At 75.6% G+C, this 16,957-nt stretch carries 16 protein-coding genes; 12 read left to right on the top strand and 4 right to left on the bottom strand.

Going from position 1 to position 16,957, the window contains the following annotated elements:
* Entirely contained in the window at positions 1 to 1,083 is a 1,083-nt protein-coding gene (locus U5M74_RS01325) for a substrate-binding domain-containing protein (RefSeq protein WP_410905416.1), read from the bottom strand.
* A gap of 154 nt (positions 1,084 to 1,237) precedes the next feature.
* On the opposite strand from U5M74_RS01325, the gene U5M74_RS01320 reads away from it, so the two are divergent.
* From U5M74_RS01320 to aroB, 12 genes are all read left to right on the top strand, one after another.
* Entirely contained in the window at positions 1,238 to 2,305 is a 1,068-nt protein-coding gene (locus U5M74_RS01320; protein ID WP_410905414.1) for a LacI family DNA-binding transcriptional regulator, read from the top strand.
* 9 nt (positions 2,306 to 2,314) lie between these two features.
* On the top strand, positions 2,315 to 3,745 hold the full coding sequence (locus tag U5M74_RS01315; RefSeq protein ID WP_410905412.1) for a replication-associated recombination protein A: 1,431 nt from the start codon (positions 2,315 to 2,317) through the stop codon (positions 3,743 to 3,745).
* Positions 3,746 to 3,967: 222 nt separating this feature from the next.
* Positions 3,968 to 4,594, top strand: coding sequence for a 30S ribosomal protein S4 (gene rpsD, locus U5M74_RS01310; protein WP_410905410.1), 627 nt, complete (start codon positions 3,968 to 3,970; stop codon positions 4,592 to 4,594).
* 225 nt (positions 4,595 to 4,819) lie between these two features.
* On the top strand, positions 4,820 to 5,197 hold the full coding sequence (locus U5M74_RS01305) for a DUF948 domain-containing protein (protein ID WP_410905408.1): 378 nt from the start codon (positions 4,820 to 4,822) through the stop codon (positions 5,195 to 5,197).
* A complete protein-coding gene (locus U5M74_RS01300) occupies positions 5,197 to 5,544 on the top strand; it encodes a hypothetical protein (RefSeq protein ID WP_410905406.1) in 348 nt (115 codons plus the stop codon). The genes U5M74_RS01305 and U5M74_RS01300 overlap by 1 nt, the downstream gene beginning before the upstream one ends.
* Before the next feature lie 156 nt (positions 5,545 to 5,700).
* Positions 5,701 to 8,397 (top strand): alanine--tRNA ligase, encoded by a 2,697-nt coding sequence (gene alaS, locus U5M74_RS01295; protein ID WP_410905774.1) that lies wholly within the window; start codon positions 5,701 to 5,703, stop codon positions 8,395 to 8,397.
* 5 nt (positions 8,398 to 8,402) lie between these two features.
* Positions 8,403 to 8,921 carry a Holliday junction resolvase RuvX gene (gene ruvX / locus U5M74_RS01290; RefSeq protein WP_410905404.1) on the top strand — a complete coding sequence of 173 codons (519 nt, stop codon included), beginning with the start codon at positions 8,403 to 8,405 and terminating at the stop codon, positions 8,919 to 8,921.
* A 28-nt stretch (positions 8,922 to 8,949) separates the two neighbouring features.
* Positions 8,950 to 10,080, top strand: a complete 1,131-nt coding sequence (mltG, locus tag U5M74_RS01285; protein WP_410905402.1) for an endolytic transglycosylase MltG — start codon at positions 8,950 to 8,952, stop codon at positions 10,078 to 10,080.
* Complete coding sequence (locus tag U5M74_RS01280; protein WP_410905400.1) at positions 10,077 to 11,000, top strand: shikimate dehydrogenase; 924 nt, start codon at positions 10,077 to 10,079, stop codon at positions 10,998 to 11,000. The genes mltG and U5M74_RS01280 overlap by 4 nt, the downstream gene beginning before the upstream one ends.
* 51 nt (positions 11,001 to 11,051) lie before the next feature.
* Positions 11,052 to 12,269 carry a chorismate synthase gene (gene aroC / locus U5M74_RS01275; RefSeq protein WP_410905398.1) on the top strand — a complete coding sequence of 406 codons (1,218 nt, stop codon included), beginning with the start codon at positions 11,052 to 11,054 and terminating at the stop codon, positions 12,267 to 12,269.
* A complete protein-coding gene (locus tag U5M74_RS01270) occupies positions 12,266 to 12,829 on the top strand; it encodes a shikimate kinase (protein WP_410905396.1) in 564 nt (187 codons plus the stop codon). The genes aroC and U5M74_RS01270 overlap by 4 nt, the downstream gene beginning before the upstream one ends.
* On the top strand, positions 12,826 to 13,974 hold the full coding sequence (gene aroB / locus U5M74_RS01265) for a 3-dehydroquinate synthase (protein WP_410905394.1): 1,149 nt from the start codon (positions 12,826 to 12,828) through the stop codon (positions 13,972 to 13,974). Before U5M74_RS01270 ends, aroB begins: the two co-directional genes overlap by 4 nt.
* Positions 13,975 to 13,981: 7 nt before the next feature.
* Here the strand turns inward: aroB and U5M74_RS01260 are convergent, their stop codons facing one another.
* The 3 genes from U5M74_RS01260 to U5M74_RS01250 all read right to left on the bottom strand — a co-directional run bounded on the left by U5M74_RS01260 (position 13,982) and on the right by U5M74_RS01250 (position 16,888).
* Entirely contained in the window at positions 13,982 to 14,782 is an 801-nt protein-coding gene (locus tag U5M74_RS01260) for a glycerophosphodiester phosphodiesterase family protein (RefSeq protein WP_410905392.1), read from the bottom strand.
* Entirely contained in the window at positions 14,779 to 15,696 is a 918-nt protein-coding gene (locus U5M74_RS01255; RefSeq protein ID WP_410905391.1) for an alpha/beta hydrolase, read from the bottom strand. Before U5M74_RS01255 ends, U5M74_RS01260 begins: the two co-directional genes overlap by 4 nt.
* 217 nt (positions 15,697 to 15,913) lie before the next feature.
* Positions 15,914 to 16,888 carry an epimerase gene (locus U5M74_RS01250; protein WP_410905389.1) on the bottom strand — a complete coding sequence of 325 codons (975 nt, stop codon included), beginning with the start codon at positions 16,886 to 16,888 and terminating at the stop codon, positions 15,914 to 15,916.
* Between the last annotated feature and the right edge of the window lie 69 nt (positions 16,889 to 16,957).

The following is a 16,957-nucleotide window of genomic DNA, read 5'->3' as shown; positions in this document are numbered from 1 at the left end:
TCAGCCCCAGCAGTTCTCGAGGCCCCAGGCGGTGTCCTGCGACTCCAGGCCCTCGACCGGCTGGTCCGTGATGAGCTGGGACCCGGTGTCCGTGAACCCGCTGGGCTTGGTGCCGTCCTGGGCGTACTGCACGACCGCGGCGACGCCGTCGGCGGCCATCTTGTCGGGGAACTGCATGACCGTGGCGCCGATCTCGCCGTCCTTGACGGCCTGGACCCCGTCGCACGAGCCGTCGATCGACCCGATGACCACCTTGTCGGCGGCACCGGCGTCCGACAGCGCCTGGTAGGCGCCGCGGGCGGCGGGCTCGTTGATCGTGTAGACCGAGTTGATCTCCGCGTTGCGGCTGTACAGGTTCTCCATGGCCGTCTGGGCCTTGGTCTGGTCGCCGTTGGTGTTCTCCATGCCGGCGATCTCGGGGGAGTCCTCGGTCAGGCCCATGCCCTCGAGGAAGCCCTCGTGCCGGAAGGTGTCCACGGTGCCGCCCGGCGTGCCGTCGAGCATGGCCAGCACCGGGGCGGTGTCGCCGAGGGCCGCCTTGACCCAGGCGCCCTGCAGCCGGCCCGCCTCCCGGTTGTCGGTGGCGAACGTCGCGTCGACGGCGTCCTCCGGGTCGGTGGCCGTGTCGAGCGCGATGACCAGCACGCCCTGGGCCCGGGCGTCGGCGATGGCCTGCAGGATGCCGGTCGAGGAGTTCGGCGTGATGAGGATGCCGTCGACCCCCTGCGCCACGAGGTTCTCGATGGCCGCGACCTGACCCTCGTTGTCGCCGTCGAACTCGCCGGCCAGGGCGACGAGCTGGGCGCCGTTCTCGTCGGCCGCCTCCTGCGCGGCCTCGCGCATCCGGACGAAGAACGGGTTGGAGTCGGTCTTGGTGACCAGCCCGACGGTGACGTCCGACGAGCCGCCGGTGGCGTCCCCGCCGGTCTCGCCGCCGCCCCCGGCGTCCCCGCCGCCGCAGGCGGCGAGGGTGGCGGCGGTGCCGAGCGCGGCGAGCCCGGCGACGGCGGCGCGGACGGTACGGCGCCGGTGCCCGCGGGCCGACCCCGGGCCCGCTGCGGCGGTGGTGAGCGACGAGAGCATGGCGAACTCCTTCGTCCGGGTGGTCGCGCGTCGTTGCGTGACCTCGATCACAGTAGGATCGCCGCAAGCGCTTGCGCAAGCGCTTGCGCGCGACGGGGCACGCGATGCGCAGAGGCGCACGGGGCCGCGCGGGCGGCGGAGACGGAGGCGTGCGATGGCGACGATGGGCGACGTGGCCCGCGCGGCGGGCGTGTCCGTGTCGACCGTGTCCCACGTCCTCAACGGCACCCGGGTGGTGGCCCCGGACACCCGCGCCCGGGTGGAGGCGGCCGTCGCGGGGCTGGCCTACCGGCGCAACGGGCTGGCACGCTCGCTGGCCCGGCGTGAGACCCGCACCGTCGGCGTCGCCGTGTCGGCGCTGACCAACCCCTACTTCGGCCCGCTGGTGTCCGCGCTCAACGGCGAGCTGGAGCGGCGCGGCTACACCGTCCTCGTGGGGGACACGGGCGACGAGCCCGCGCACGAGGCGGCCGTGGTCGAGCGGATGCTCGACCAGCGCGTCGCCGGCCTGCTGCTGGCACCGACCGCCGCGGCCGGCGGCGGCGTCGTGCCGCAGGTGCAGGCCCAGGGGGTCCCGGTGGTCCTCGTCGACCGGCACACCGACGCCGCCTGCGACCAGGTGGTCCCGCTCAACCGGGAGCCGGTGGAGCACCTCGTCGACCACCTGGCGGACCTCGGCCACACCCGCGTTGCGGCCGTCGCGGGCCTGCCCGGCCTCGACACCACGGCCGAGCGCCTCGACGGCTACCGCGCGGTGGTGGCCCGCCGCGGCCTCGACGACGACCCCGCCCTGGTGCTGCCGGGGCGCTCGCGGGCCGACGACGCCCAGCGTGCGGTCGGCGCCGCGTTCGCCGGCCCCGGCCGGCCGACCGCCGTCGTGGTCCTCAACAACGCCATGACGATCGGCACGCTGCGCGCCCTGCGCGACCTGGGCCTGGCCGTGCCGGACGACGTCGCGCTGGTCTGCTACGACGACTTCGAGTGGGCCGACCTGTTCCGCCCGCGCCTGACGGCGGTGCGCCAGGACCTCGACGGCATGGCGCGGCGCGCCGTCGAGCTGCTGCTCGGGCGCCTGGCGGGGGACGGCCACGCCCCGGTGCTCGAGCGCGTGACGGCGTCGCTGCGGCACCGCGAGTCGTGCGGGTGCGGCCCGCAGGCGCCCGCCCTGGGCTGGCCCGAGGCGGTGCAGGCGGCGGACGGGGGTGTCCCCGCCGCTCCGTAGGCTGGGGCCATGGACCTGTTCGACGCCGTCACCACCGGGCAGCACGGCACGCCGGTGGTGGAGCGGGCGGGGTCCGGCGCGCCGCTGGCCGTGCGCATGCGCCCGGCGTCGCTGGACGAGGTGTCCGGGCAGGAGCACCTGCTGCAGCCCGGCTCGCCGCTGCGCCGCCTCGTGGAGCCCGCCGACGAGGCCGCGCGCCGGGCGGCGCCCGGCTCGGTGATCCTGTGGGGCCCGCCCGGCACCGGCAAGACGACGCTCGCCTACCTCGTCGCCACCGTCTCGGGCCGGCGGTTCGTCGAGCTGTCCGCGGTGACGGCGGGCGTCAAGGACGTGCGCCAGGTGGTCGACGACGCCCGCCGCCGGCTGGCCACGAGCGGCGAGGAGACGGTGCTCTTCATCGACGAGGTGCACCGGTTCTCCAAGTCGCAGCAGGACGCGCTGCTGCCGAGCGTCGAGAACCGCTGGGTCACCCTCGTCGCGGCCACCACGGAGAACCCGTCGTTCTCGGTCAACTCCCCGCTGCTGTCCCGCTCGCTGCTGCTCACCCTGCGCCCGCTGACCGGCGAGCACGTGCGCGACCTGGTGCGTCGGGCCGTCGGCGACGAGCGCGGCCTCGGCGGCGCGGTCGAGCTCGCGCCGGACGCCGAGGACCAGCTGGTGCGCATGGCCGGGGGCGACGCGCGCAAGGCGCTCACCGTGCTGGAGGCCGCGGCGGGCACGGCGCTGTCCGAGGCGCAGGCGGAGGCCCGGGTCGGGGGCGAGGCCGGGACCGGGACGCCCGAGGGGCCGGTCGTCGTCGGGCTGGAGACGGTCGAGCGCGCCGTCGACGTCGCCGCGGTGCGCTACGACCGCGACGGCGACCAGCACTACGACGTCGTCAGCGCGTTCATCAAGTCCATCCGCGGCTCCGACGTCGACGCGGCCCTGCACTACCTGGCCCGCATGGTCGCCGCGGGGGAGGACCCGCGGTTCATCGCCCGCCGGATCGTCATCTCGGCGGCGGAGGACGTCGGCATGGCCGACCCGTCCGCCCTGCAGACCGCGGTCGCCGCGGCGCAGGCGGTGCAGCTCATCGGGATGCCCGAGGGGCGCATCGTGCTGGCCGAGGCGGTCGTCCACCTCGCCACCGCGCCCAAGTCGAACGCCGCGTACGCCGGCATCGGCGCGGCCCTGGACGACGTGCGCGCCGGGCGCATCGGTGTCGTGCCGCCGCACCTGCGCGACGCCCACTACTCGGGCGCCGAACGCCTGGGGCACGGCAAGGGCTACCAGTACGCGCACGACGCCCCGCACGCGATCGCCCCGCAGCAGTACCTGCCCGACGAGCTCGTGGGGCGCCGGTACTACACGCCGAGCGACCGTGGGTACGAGCGGCAGGTGGCGGAGCGGCTCGAGCGGGTCCGGGAGATCCTCGGGCGGGCGCGGCCGTCGCAGAGGTAGGCCGCGCGCGCAGGTCGGCGCCGCCGCCGGCGCACCGGGGGCGCACCGGGGGCGCCCGCCGGTGGGGTAGCATGGTCCGGTTGCCGTTCGCGGCGACTCCCTGGGACCTCGGCCCCGCGGGCCTGCTCCGGACCGGAGCGGCGCCCCCACGGCTGGTCCCGCACCCGACGAGACCTCTCGCCTCGGGTGTGACCTCATCCATCCGACAGGACAGGAAGCACAGTGACCTCTGTGACCCGTTCGCGCCGCCAGGTCCGCCTGAGCCGCGCCCTGGGCCTCGCGCTCACGCCGAAGGCCGTCAAGCACTTCGAGAAGCGCCCCTACCCGCCCGGCGAGCACGGCCGCGCCCGCCGCCGCACCGAGTCCGACTACGCGGTGCGTCTGCGCGAGAAGCAGCGTCTGCGCGCCCAGTACGCGCTGCGCGAGAAGCAGCTCGTCAAGGTCTACGAGACCGCCCGCAAGCACCCGGGCCTGACCGGTGAGGTCATGGTCGAGGACCTCGAGACCCGTCTCGACGCCCTCGTGCTGCGCGCCGGCTTCGGCCGCACGATCCTGCAGGCCCGCCAGGCCGTGACCCACCGTCACATCCTGGTCGACGGCAAGATCGTGGACCGCCCGTCGTTCCGCGTGAAGCCGGGCCAGACCATCCAGGTCAAGCCGAAGTCGCAGGCCACGACGCCGTTCCAGGTCGCCGCCGCCGGCGCCCACCGCGACGTCCTGCCGGCCGTCCCGGGCTACCTGGAGGTGCAGCTCGAGAAGCTGCAGGCCACGCTGACCCGCAAGCCGAAGCGCGCCGAGGTCCCCGTGACCTGCGACGTCCAGCTGGTCGTCGAGTTCTACGCCCGCTGACGCGGCTCGCGCGGCACCCCCGCGCACCACACCGACGGACGCCCCGTCGCCCTGCCTCCGGCAGCGTGCGGCGGGGCGTCCGCGCACGTCCGGGGCGTGCGCCGCGCGCCGGACCGCGGGCCCGCGTCCGATAGGGTGACCTGCGCACGCCGCGGGGTGTGCGCACCGCGGGGTCGGCGGCCGGTGGCCGGGACCCGGCGTGCCCGTGCGAGGAAAGGGACCGGAATGACCGTGGGAGACGTGGCCGGGCTGATCGCCGCCATCGCCTTCGTGCTGCTGGTCGGCGTGCTGGCCGTGCCGCTGGTCAAGCTGGGCCGGGTCCTCGACGAGGCGACCCGCTCCATCCGCGAGGTCACCGAGCACTCCGTGCCGATCCTCGACGAGGCGGCCACCACCGTCGCGGGCGCCAACACCCAGCTCGGCAAGGTGGACACGATCACGACGTCCGCCGCCCAGGTGAGCGAGAACGTCTCCGCGCTGTCCGGCCTGTACGCCGCGACGCTGGGCCGCCCGCTGGTCAAGGTGGCGGCCTTCTCCTACGGCGTGCGCCAGGCCTTCGCCGGCGCGGCCCGCAAGGCGTCGGGCGAGCGGGGCGGCCGCTGATGCGCCGTGTGTTCTGGATGGGCGTCGGCGTGGCCGTGACCGTCGTGGTCTACCGCCGCGGCCGCCGCCTGGTGCGCCAGTACGTGCCGGCGACGCTCGCGCAGCGCGCCGAGCACGCCGCCACCGAGGCCGGCCGCCGCGCCGGCGACGTCGCGCAGGAGTTCCGCGCGCGCTTCGCGGAGGCGCGCGCCGCGCGCGAGGCCGAGCTGCTGGAGGCCCTGCTGGCCGAGGGGCAGGCCGACCCCGCCGAGACCCGCGCGCGCCGAGCTACCGGCGCCCGCGGCGCCACGGCCGCGGGCGGTCCGGCTACCGACGACGACGAGGACGCGCTCGGCTACTCGTTCTGAGCCGACGCGGCACCCCGCCGCGGCGGCGCGCCGCCGCCGTCCGGACCCACGGACCCCTCGCCTCGCGGGAGGCACACCGCGAGCACCCCCGTTCGGAGCAGCGCGCCGTGCGCGCGAGAATGGCTCTGGCACCACCCCTCACCCGTGAAGGACACCATGCGCACCGCCGACATCCGCCAGCGATGGCTCGACTACTTCGGCTCCAAGGACCACCACCTGGCCCCCAGCGTGCCGCTGGTCTCGCCCGACCCCTCGATCCTGTTCACCATCGCGGGCATGGTGCCGTTCATCCCCTACATCCTCGGCACCGAGCAGGCGCCGTGGCCGCGCGTCGCCAGCGTGCAGAAGTGCATCCGCACCAACGACATCGAGAACGTCGGGCGCACCACCCGCCACGGCACGTTCTTCCAGATGAACGGCAACTTCTCGTTCGGCGACTACTTCAAGCGCGAGGCCATCGACTTCGCCTGGGAGCTGCTGACCACCGAGCAGTCGAAGGGCGGCTACGGCTTCGACGGCGACCGCATGTGGGTCACCGTCTGGGAGCAGGACGCCGAGGCGTACGACGCGCTGACCAAGGGCGTCGGCATCGACCCCAAGCACATCGTGCGCCTGCCGCGCGAGGAGAACTTCTGGGACACCGGCCAGCCCGGCCCGGCCGGCCCGTGCGCCGAGTGGCACTACGACCGCGGCCCCGCGTACGGCCCCGAGGCCGTCGGCGGCAACGTCGACCCGGGCGGCGACCGCTACCTCGAGGTCTGGAACCTCGTGTTCGACCAGTACGTGCGCGGCGAGGGCCAGGGCAAGGACTACCCGCTGCTGGGCGAGCTCGAGCACAAGAGCATCGACACCGGTGCCGGCCTGGAGCGCATCGCGTACCTGCTCCAGGGCAAGGAGAACCTGTACGAGATCGACGAGGTCTTCCCCGTCATCTCGGCCGTCGAGGAGCTCACCGGCCGCCGCTACGGGGCCGACCCGGAGGACGACGTGCGCATGCGCGTCGTCGCCGACCACGTGCGCTCGTCGCTGATGGTCATCGGCGACGGCGTCCGCCCGTCGAACGAGGGCCGCGGCTACGTGCTGCGCCGCCTGCTGCGCCGCGCGGTGCGCGCCGTGCGCCTGCTCGGGTACGACGCCGAGGCACTGCCGGTGCTGCTGCCCGTGTCGAAGGACGCGATGAAGGCCTCCTACCCGGAGCTGGAGGCCGAGTTCGGCCGCATCTCCGACGTCGCCTACGGCGAGGAGGACGCGTTCCGCCGCACCCTCGCGCAGGGCACCACGATCCTCGACACCGCCGTGTCCAAGGCGAAGCAGGCCGCCGGGACCGCCGCGCCGGTGCTCTCGGGCTCCGAGGCCTTCCAGCTGCACGACACCTACGGCTTCCCGATCGACCTCACCCTCGAGATGGCGGCCGAGCAGGGCGTCCAGGTGGACGAGAAGGCGTTCCGCGACCTCATGGCCGAGCAGCGCCAGCGCGCCCGCGCCGACGCGCTCGCCAAGAAGACCGGCCACGCCGACCTGCGCGCCTACGAGACGATCGCCGGCGAGCTGTCCGCGCCGGTGGAGTTCCTCGGCTACCGCCAGCAGGAGGCCGCGGTGACCGTGGCCGGCCTGCTCGTCGACGGCGTGCCCGCGCCAGCGGCGACCGCCCCGGCCGACGTCGAGGTCGTCCTGGACCGCACCCCGTTCTACGCCGAGTCCGGCGGCCAGCTCGCCGACCAGGGCACGATCGTGCTCGACGGCGGCGCGACCATCGAGGTCGACGACGTGCAGCGGCCGATCAAGGGCCTCAACGTCCACCGCGGCCGCCTCGTGGAGGGCACGGTCGCGCTGGGCGACCCCGGCACCGCCACGATCGACGTGGAGCGCCGCGTGGCGATCAGCCGCGCGCACTCGGCGACCCACATGATCCACAAGGCGTTGCACGAGCTCGTCGGCCCGGACCGCACGCAGGCCGGCTCGGAGAACGCGCCCAGCCGCGTGCGCTTCGACTTCCGCTCGCCGCAGGCGGTGCCCGCCTCGGCGCTGCAGGAGATCGAGGAGCGCGTCAACGTCCGCCTCGCGGAGAACCTCGAGGTCACCGACCAGCTCATGCCCCTGGACGAGGCCCGCGAGCTCGGCGCCATGGCGCTGTTCGGCGAGAAGTACGGCGACATCGTGCGCGTCGTCTCCATCGGCGGCGACTGGTCGCGCGAGCTGTGCGGCGGCACGCACGTCAAGGCGTCCGGCGAGATCGGCCGCGTCGCGCTGCTGGGCGAGTCGTCCATCGGCTCGGGCGTGCGCCGCGTCGACGCCCTGGTCGGCGACGGCGCCTACGGGTTCCAGGCCAAGGAGCACGCGCTCGTCGGCCAGCTGACCGGCATGCTCGGCGCGCGGCCCGAGGAGCTGGGGGACCGGGTGGGCGCGCTGCTGGCGCGGCTGAAGGAGACGGAGAAGGAGCTCGCGGCGCTGCGCCAGGGCAAGCTCCTGGCCGCGGCCGGCACGCTCGCCGCCGAGGCGCCGCGCGTCGGCGCCGTCCGCGTCGTCACGCACGACGCCGGCGACGTGGCCTCGGCCGACGACCTGCGCGCGCTCGCGCTCGACGTGCGCGGCCGCCTCGGCGACGCGGACCCCGCGCTGGTCGCCATCGGCGGCGTGGCCGGCGGCCGCCCGCTGGTCGTGGTCGCGACGAACGCCCCGGCGCGCGACGCCGGCCTGCGCGCGGGCGACTTCGTCAAGGCGGCGGCCGGCGTGCTCGGCGGCGGGGGCGGCGGCAAGCCGGACCTCGCCCAGGGCGGCGGCTCCGACGCGACCGCGCTGCCCGCGGCGCTCTCGGGCGTCGTCGACGGCGTCCGCGACGGGATCGTCGGCTGACCGCCGTGACCGAGCCGTTCGAGGCCGAGGCGGGCTCCGCGGGCGTCGCCCGCGGCGCCCGCCTCGGCGTGGACGTCGGCAAGGCCCGCATCGGCCTGGCCGCCTCGGACCCCGACGGCCTCGTCGCCACGCCGGTTCAGACGGTGCCGCGGGTGCTGCCTGGCGAGGGCACGACGGCGGACGTGGCGCGCATCGCCGCGGAGGTCGACGAGCGGGCCGCCCGCGTGGTCTACGTCGGGCTGCCGCGGCACCTGTCGGGGGCGGAGGGGGCCGCCACGCAGGACGCCCGCGGGTTCGCCGCCCGGCTCGCCGCGGCCGTCGCGCCCGTGCCGGTGCGCGTCGTCGACGAGCGGATGAGCACCGTGACGGCGCACGCGCAGCTGCGCGCCGCCGGGAAGAAGACCAGGAGCCACCGCCCTGTGATCGACCAGGCGGCGGCCGTTATCATCTTGCAATCTGCACTCGACGTGGAGCGGGCAGCGGGGACACGCGCCGGCGAGCTCGTCGAGGCCCCCACCCCCTGACGCAGGACCGACGAACAGGACCTCCCGCGTGACCGACCTCTTCGAGCCCCCCGCCCTCCAGCAGCCCGTGCCGAGCAGGCGCTCTGCCGCGCGGCAGCGGGCCGCGGCGAAGCGCCGGCGGCGCCGTCGCCGCCGCACGACGCTCGTCGTCCTGGCGTGCCTCGTCGTGGTCGCCGGCGTCGGCTACCTCACCTGGGGCAACGTCTCGGGGCTGCTGAGCAGCCCGTTCGAGCGGGAGGCGGAGGACTACGCCGGGCCGGGGAACCAGGCGGTCGAGGTGGAGATCCCGGCGGGCGCCACCGGCACCGAGATGGGGCAGGTCCTGCACGACGCCGGCGTCGTCGCCTCGGTCGAGGCGTTCCGGCAGGCGTTCAGCGAGAACCCGCAGGCCAGCGGCATCCAGCCGGGCGTGTACCAGCTGCTGACCGAGATGAGGGCCTCGGACGCCGTCGCCGCGCTGGCCAAGAACGAGAAGCTCGAGACCAGGGTGACCATCCCCGAGGGCTTCACCGCGGAGCAGGTGCTCGAGCGCATCGCGTCGGTGACGACGATCTCGCGCGCGGACCTCGACGCCGCCGTGGGCGACCCCGCCTCGATCGGCCTGCCGGCCGAGGCCGACGGCACGGTGGAGGGCTGGCTGTCCCCGGCCACCTACACGGTGCAGCCGGGCGACACGGCGCAGACCCTGCTCGGCCAGATGGTCGAGCGCACCGTCGCGGAGCTCGACGAGCTCGGCGTCGCGCCGGAGGACCGCCACGACGTCCTCACCGAGGCCTCGATCGTCGAGCGCGAGGCGCCGGACGACTACCGCGGCGAGGTGGCGCGCGTGATCCAGAACCGCCTGGACCGCGGCGAGCCGCTGGGCATGGACGCCATCGACGCCTACGGCCTCGGCAAGCCGGCGAGCGAGATCACCCGCTCCGAGTTCAACGACGAGAACCTGCCGTACGCGTCCCGGGTCCACCAGGGGCTGCCGCCGACCCCGATCGGCAACCCGGGCCGCCCGTCGGTGGAGGCGGTCGTGAACCCGCCGGAGGGCGACTGGCTCTGGTACGTGACCGTCAACCTGGACACGGGCGAGACGAAGTTCACCGACAGCTACGACGAGTTCCAGCGGTTCAAGCAGGAGTACCAGGCCTGGGAGGCGAGCCAGGGGTGAGCGAGCCCGCCACCGCGGCCGGGACCGTCCCCGGCCGCCGCGCGGCCGTGCTCGGGCACCCGATCGCGCACTCCCTGTCGCCGGTGCTGCACACGGCCGCCTACGCCGCGCTCGGCCTCGACGGCTGGCGGTACACGGCGATCGACACGACCGCCGAGGACCTGCCCGCGGTGCTGCGCGAGCTCGACCTCGGCTGGTCGGGCCTCAGCCTGACGATGCCGCTCAAGCAGGCGGTGATCCCGCTGCTCGACGAGGTCGACGACGTCGCCCGGGCCACCGGCGCGGTCAACACCGTCACCGTGCGCCCGGCGGCGTGCGGCGTCGTGCTGGCCGGCACGAACACGGACGTGCACGGGCTCGTCGCGGCGCTGGCCGAGGGGGTGGGCGCGGGGCTGGGCGCGGGGCGGGGTGCGGGCCTCGGCGCACGCCCCGTGCGCGAGGCCGTCGTCGTCGGCGCCGGCGCCACCGCGGCGTCCACGCTCGCCGCGCTGCGCGACCTGGGGTGCCGCACCCCGCACGTGCTGGTCCGCTCGCTGGGCCGGACGGCGGGGCTGCAGGAGGCCGCCGAGCGCCTCGGCGTCGAGCCGCGGTTCGCGCTGCTCGACCCGGAAGGCTCGCACGAGGTGCTGCGGGCGGCCGACGTGGTCGTCTCGACAGCCCCCGCGCACGCCGCCGACGAGCTCGCGGGCGCGCTGGGGCGCACCGGGCAGCGGGTGGACGGCGTCCTGCTCGACGTCGTCTACGACCCGCGCCCCACGGCCCTGTCGCAGGCGTGGGCGCGGGCCGGCGGCGTCGTCGTCGGCGGGGAGCGGATGCTGCTGCACCAGGCCGCCGAGCAGGTGCGGCTGATGACCGGGCGGCGGGCGCCCCTGGCGGCGATGGACGCCGCGCTGCAGGGCGAGCTCGCCCCGGCCGTCTGACCGGCTGAGACGGTCGTCCGGGCGCCGGCGCGCCCGTGGGAGAATCGGCGCATGCTGCGCTGGTTGACATCGGGGGAGTCGCACGGTCCGTCGCTCGTGGGGGTGCTGGAGGGGCTGCCGGCCGGCGTGGAGCTGGTCACCGCCGACATCCAGGCGGCGCTGGCGCGCCGCCGGCTCGGGTACGGCCGCGGCGCGCGCCAGAAGTTCGAGCAGGACGAGGTCCGTGTGCTCGCCGGGCTGCGCCACGGCGTCAGCCAGGGCGGCCCGCTGGCCATCGAGATCGGCAACTCCGAGTGGCCCAAGTGGGTCGACGTCATGGCGCCCGACCCGGTGCCCGCGGAGGCGCTGCTCGTCGACGCCGGGACGGGCGACGCGCGCGAGGTGGCCCGCAACCGGCCCCTGACCCGCCCGCGCCCCGGCCACGCCGACCTCGTCGGCATGCGCAAGTACGGCTTCGAGGACGCCCGGCCGGTCCTCGAGCGCGCCAGCGCCCGCGAGACGGCGACCCGCGTCGCGCTCGGCACCGCCGCCGCGCGCTTCCTCGAGCAGGCCCTGGGCGTGCGGCTCGTCTCCCACGTGGTCGCGATCGGCCCGGTGGACGTGCCGGACGGCGCCCCGCTGCCGACGCCGGACGACGTGGCCCGCCTCGACGCGGACCCGGTGCGCTGCTTCGACGCCGCGACGTCGGCCGCGATGGTGGCCGAGATCGACGAGTGCCACAAGGACGGTGACACCCTCGGCGGCGTCGTCGAGGTGCTCGCCTACGGCGTGCCCTCCGGCTTGGGCACGTACGCGCACGGCGACCGCCGCCTCGACGCGCGGCTGGCCGCCGCGCTGATGGGCGTCCAGGCGATCAAGGGCGTCGAGGTCGGGGACGGCTTCCGCACCGCGCGGCGCCGCGGCTCCGAGGCGCACGACGAGATCGTGCGCGGCGACGACGGGCGCCTGCACCGGCTGTCGAACCGTGCGGGCGGCGTCGAGGGCGGGATGAGCAACGGCGAGGTGCTGCGCGTGCGCGCCGCCATGAAGCCGATCTCCACCGTCCCGCGCGCCCTGCGCACGGTCGACGTCGCCACGGGCGAGCCCGTCACCGCGCACCACCAGCGCTCCGACGTGTGCGCGGTGCCGCCGGCCGCCGTCGTGGCCGAGGCGATGGTCGCGCTCGTGCTGGCCGACGCCGCCGTGGAGAAGTTCGGCGGCGACTCGGTGGCCGAGGTGCGCCGCAACGCCCGGGCGTACCTCGACGCGATGCCGGAGCTGCTGCGGTGACCCAGCCCGTGCTCGTGCTGGTCGGCCCGCCCGGCAGCGGCAAGTCGACGGTGGGCGAGGCGCTCGCCGCGCGCCGCGGCGTCGCGTTCCGCGACACCGACCACGACGTCGAGGCCACCGCGGGCAAGCCGATCTCCGACATCTTCGTCGACGACGGCGAGCCGGCGTTCCGGGCGCTGGAGCGTGACGCCGTCGCCGCCGCGCTCGGCGCCCACGACGGCGTGCTGTCGCTGGGCGGCGGCGCCGTCCTCGACCCCGCGACCCAGGAGCGGCTGGCCGCCTACGCCGCCGCGGGCGGCACCGTCGTCTTCCTCGACGTCTCGCTCGCCCACGCCGGGCCGCGGGTGGGCCTCAACCGGTCGCGCCCGCTGCTGCTCGGCAACCCGCGGGCGCAGTGGCAGGCCCTCATGGAGGCCCGCCGGCCCGTCTACGAGCGCGTCGCGACCGTCCGGGTGCTCACCGACGGGCTCACGCCCGAGCAGGTGGCCGACCGGGTCGAGCAGGCCGGCGCGCCCGACACCTCCCGTCCGTCGTCCGTCCCCGAGGAGCCCTCCGCATGACGTCCCCCGCCCGCGTCACCGTCCACGGCGACAAGCCCTACGACGTCGTCATCGGCCGGCACCTGCTGGGCGAGCTGCCCGGCATGCTCGGGCGCGACGTGCGCCGCGTGCTGGTGATGCACCCGGCGTCGCTGGAGGCCACCGGCGAGGCGGTGCGCGCCGACCTGGCCGCCCAGGGCTACGAGGCGTTCGCCGTCGAGCTGCCCGACGCCGAGGAGCAGAAGACCGCGCAGGTGGCGGCGTTCTGCTGGCAGGTGCTGGGCCAGGCGGACTTCACGCGCTCGGACGCCATCGTGTCCGTGGGCGGCGGCGCCACCACCGACCTGGCCGGGTTCGTGGCCGCCACGTGGCTGCGCGGCATCCGCGTGGTGCACGTGCCGACCACGCTGCTGGCCATGGTCGACGCCGCCGTGGGCGGCAAGACCGGCATCAACACCGCCGAGGGCAAGAACCTCGTCGGGGCGTTCCACCCGCCGGCCGGCGTGCTGTGCGACCTGGCCGCGCTCGAGTCGCTGGACCGGTGGGACCTCGTCGCGGGCCTGGCCGAGGTGGTCAAGACCGGCTTCATCGCCGACCCGCGCATCCTCGAGCTGGTCGAGGAGCACGCGGACGCGCTGCGCGAGTGGGGCACCCGCGAGACCGCCGACGCCACGTGGGACGTGCTCGCGGAGCTCGTGGAGCGGTCCGTGGCCGTCAAGGCGCGCGTGGTGGGGGAGGACCTCACCGAGCAGGGGCTGCGGGAGATCCTCAACTACGGCCACACCCTCGGGCACGCCGTCGAGCTCGCCGAGCGCTACCAGTGGCGCCACGGCGCGGCGGTGGCCGTCGGCATGGTGTTCGCCGCCGAGCTCGCCCGGCTCGGTGGGCGCCTGCCGGACGAGGTCGTGGACCGCCACCGGGCGATCCTGTCGTCGCTCGGGCTGCCGACCACCTACCGCGGTGACCGCTGGGAGCAGCTGCTCGGGGCGATGCGCCGGGACAAGAAGACCCGCGGCGACCTGCTGCGGTTCGTGGTGCTCGAGGACGTGGCCAAGCCGACCCGCCTCGAGGGGCCCGACCCGGCGCTGCTGGCCGCGGCCTACGCCGAGATCTCCAAGGAGCCGCCGACCGGGCGGCCGGGCGTGTCGGTGCAGCTCGGCGTCTGACGCCCGCTCAGGCCCACAGCCCGCGGGCCGACAGCACGTCGCGCAGCAGGTCGGCGCGGTCGGTGACGATCCCGTCGACGCCGAGGTCGAGCAGCCGGTGCATGGCCGCGGCGTCGTTGATCGTCCACACGTGCAGCTGGCGGCCGGCGGCGTGCGCCGCGGCCACGGTGCGGGCGTCCACGACCGTCAGCCCCTGCTGACGGACCGGGACCTGCAGGGCGTCGACCTGGCGCAGGGCGAGGCGGGTCAGCGCCGGCACGTGCAGGCGCGCGCCGGCCAGGAAGCCGGCCACCTCGCTCGTGCCTGCGCTGGTGGCGACCGGGCGGGACAGCCGGGCGAGCGTGGCGCGGCGCCGCGTCGCGGAGAAGCTGGTGACGCAGACCCGGTCGTGGGCGGCCGTGCGCTCGATGGCCTCGGCGGTCGGCGCGATCCCGGAGGCCGCCTTCACGTCGATGTTGACCCGCAGCCCCGGCCACGAGCCGAGCAGGTCGTCGAGCCGCGGCACCGGCTCGGAGCCGCCGATGCGCGCGCGGCGCACCACGTCCCACGGCAGCTCGGCCACGCGGCCGCGAGCGTCGGTGGTGCGGTCGAGCGAGGCGTCGTGCAGGGCGACGGCCACGCCGTCGGCGGTGCCGTGCGCGTCGGTCTCGACGTACCGGAAACCGAGGTCGACGGCGGCCTGGAACGCCGCCAGGGAGTTCTCGAGGCCCGAGTCGACGCCGCGCGGGCGCGCGAACCCGCGGTGGGCCAGCGCCGCGACGCCGGGCCGCCCGTCCGGCAGGCGGGTGTCGAAGTACGGGTGCGTCACGCGGCAGCCTCGCCGTCGCCCTCGCCGTCGTCCTCGCCGTCGTCCTCGCCGTCGGCCGCAGGGCAGGGGAGACGGGCGTCGAGCCACTGCAGCATCCCGGCGAGGTACGCCGCGCGCGGGGCGTCGTCGGACAGGCTGAGGTCGTGGACGCCGTCACGCACCCGCAGCAGCGTCACGTCGCCGCCGAGGCGCGGCGCGGCTGCGGCGATCCGCTCGACGTCGAGCACGGTGTCCTGGGCGTCGAGCCGCGGGTTGTCCGCCGCGTCGGGCCCGGAGCTGGCCGCGACGGCGACGAGCACCGGGCAGGAGATCGCCAGTCCCTGGGCGACGCGGGCCTGGGCCCGCCGCACGGCGCGCATCCAGCCCACGCGCACGGGCAGGCCCTCGGGCCGCTTGAGCCGCGTGTCGAAGGCCCAGCGGCCGCCGTTGTCGGCCAGCAGGTGGGTGGAGTACCAGGACGGCTCGCGCCTCACCGGCGAGAGCGGGCTCAGCGGCGCGAGCGTGTCGAGCACCCTCGTGCCCACGCCGCGGGTCAGCGCCGACCCGGGGATGTCGAGGAACGGGGCGTCGAGGACGAGCGCGTCCGGGCCCGCCGCCTCGCCGACCGCGTGCCGGTGCGCGTGCGCCCAGAGGCTCGCGGTGAGGCCGCCGGTGGAGTGGGCGTGCACCACCAGCGGCAGGTCGGGGTGCTCGGCGCGGACCGCGCGGGCGGCCTGGGCGACGTCGGTCGCCTGCTCCTGGAGGTCGGCGACGTAGTGCGGCACCTGGTCGGGGCGCCAGGACCGGCCGGCGCCGCGCAGGTCGACGGCGTAGAAGGTGTAGCCGGCGTCGGCGAAGGCCCGCGCCAGGTGGTCCTGGAAGAAGTAGTCGTTGTACCCGTGGACGTGCAGGACTGCTGCACGGGATCCGTTCACGTCCGTCCTAGTCCCTGTCTGTGCAGGTCAGCCCTGCAAGCGGCGGAGCTCGCGCTCCGTGGGTACGTCTGCGCCCCGACCATATCCGAGGGGCTCGTCGGTGTCATCGCGCATCACCCTGCGCATCACCGGTGTCGTCGTCGGGATCGTGCTGGCAGCCGTCGAGCGGGACGGGAAGGCGGCTGCGGGGAAGGCTGAGCACCGGAAGGAGCGTGCACTAGCGGCGCCTCACGGCGTCGTCGATCGCGGGCCCGAGCTCCGGCCAGGTGAACTCGAACCCTGCGGCCTGGAGCCGCTGCGGAAGGACCCAGCGGCTCTTGAGGACCAGCTCGGACTCGTTGCGGAGCGCCCACAGCGCGGGCTCGAGGAGCCAGCGTGGGGCGGGGATGCCGATCGGCATGCCGACGGCGCGGTGCAGCTCGGACATGAGGGTGCGGTTGTCGCTCGGGTTCGGCGAGGACAGGTTGACCGGCCCGTCGAGCCTCTCGTCGGTCTCGATGAACCGGATCGCCGCGAGCACGTCGTCGATGTGGATCCAGGAGAACTTCTGCCTCCCGCCCGAGTGGTGGATCGGCACAGGGCCGCCCGTCGGGTCCTCGCCGATCCCGCGGTAGCGGCGGTGCTGGAACCACCAGCCGTCGTGCTGCGGCCCGCCCACCCCGAGGCGCGCGACACGGGCCAGCAGGTCGGACGCCGGCCCGCCGAGCACGATCGCCATGCGCAGCGCGGCCCGGCGCGTGCCGGGCAGGGCACCGGTGAAGAGCTCCCGCTCCCACGACCGCGCGACGTCCACCGAGAAGCCGGTGCCGAGCTCACCGTCGGACTCGGTCTGCGGCTGGTCCACGGCGTAGCGGTAGATGGTGGCGGTGCTCGCGTTGAGCCACAGCCGCGGTGGGTGTGCCGCGGCGGTGATCGCGTCGCGCAGCTGACGGGTCGTGTCGAGGCGTGAACGCAGGATCTCGTTCCGGTTCCCCTCGGTGTACCGGCGGCCGACGCTCTTGCCGGCCAGGTTGACCACGAGCGCTGCACCGTCGACGGCTGCTGCCAGGGCGGCGAGGTCACCCCAGCGCGCGTCGGGGCCGCTGCGGCCCACGCGCACGACGTCGTACCCGCGCGCGCTCAGGTCTGACACGAGGCGGTGCCCGATGAATCCGTTCCAGCCCGCGACCACCGCGCGTCCGCCCACAGTCATGCCCCCGCATCTGCTCGAGCAGCGGCCTGGTAGGTGTCAGCCAGGGCCCGCTCGATGATGCCATGGTGG

This window comes from Puerhibacterium sp. TATVAM-FAB25, assembly GCF_046535855.1.
Lineage (GTDB): Bacteria > Actinomycetota > Actinomycetes > Actinomycetales > Cellulomonadaceae > Puerhibacterium > Puerhibacterium variabilis_A.
This window is presented reverse-complemented; position numbering and strand designations above follow the sequence as displayed.

Excerpts from the sequence above, each read along its gene's own strand:
- U5M74_RS01325 (WP_410905416.1), bottom strand. The coding sequence starts at position 1,083 with ATGCTCTCGTCGCTCACCACCGCCGCAGCGGGCCCGGGGTCGGCCCGC.
- U5M74_RS01320 (WP_410905414.1), top strand. The coding sequence starts at position 1,238 with ATGGCGACGATGGGCGACGTGGCCCGCGCGGCGGGCGTGTCCGTGTCG.
- U5M74_RS01315 (WP_410905412.1), top strand. The coding sequence starts at position 2,315 with ATGGACCTGTTCGACGCCGTCACCACCGGGCAGCACGGCACGCCGGTG.
- U5M74_RS01305 (WP_410905408.1), top strand. The coding sequence starts at position 4,820 with ATGACCGTGGGAGACGTGGCCGGGCTGATCGCCGCCATCGCCTTCGTG.
- U5M74_RS01300 (WP_410905406.1), top strand. The coding sequence starts at position 5,197 with ATGCGCCGTGTGTTCTGGATGGGCGTCGGCGTGGCCGTGACCGTCGTG.
- alaS (WP_410905774.1), top strand. The coding sequence starts at position 5,701 with ATGCGCACCGCCGACATCCGCCAGCGATGGCTCGACTACTTCGGCTCC.
- aroC (WP_410905398.1), top strand. The coding sequence starts at position 11,052 with ATGCTGCGCTGGTTGACATCGGGGGAGTCGCACGGTCCGTCGCTCGTG.
- aroB (WP_410905394.1), top strand. The coding sequence starts at position 12,826 with ATGACGTCCCCCGCCCGCGTCACCGTCCACGGCGACAAGCCCTACGAC.
- U5M74_RS01250 (WP_410905389.1), bottom strand. The coding sequence starts at position 16,888 with ATGACTGTGGGCGGACGCGCGGTGGTCGCGGGCTGGAACGGATTCATC.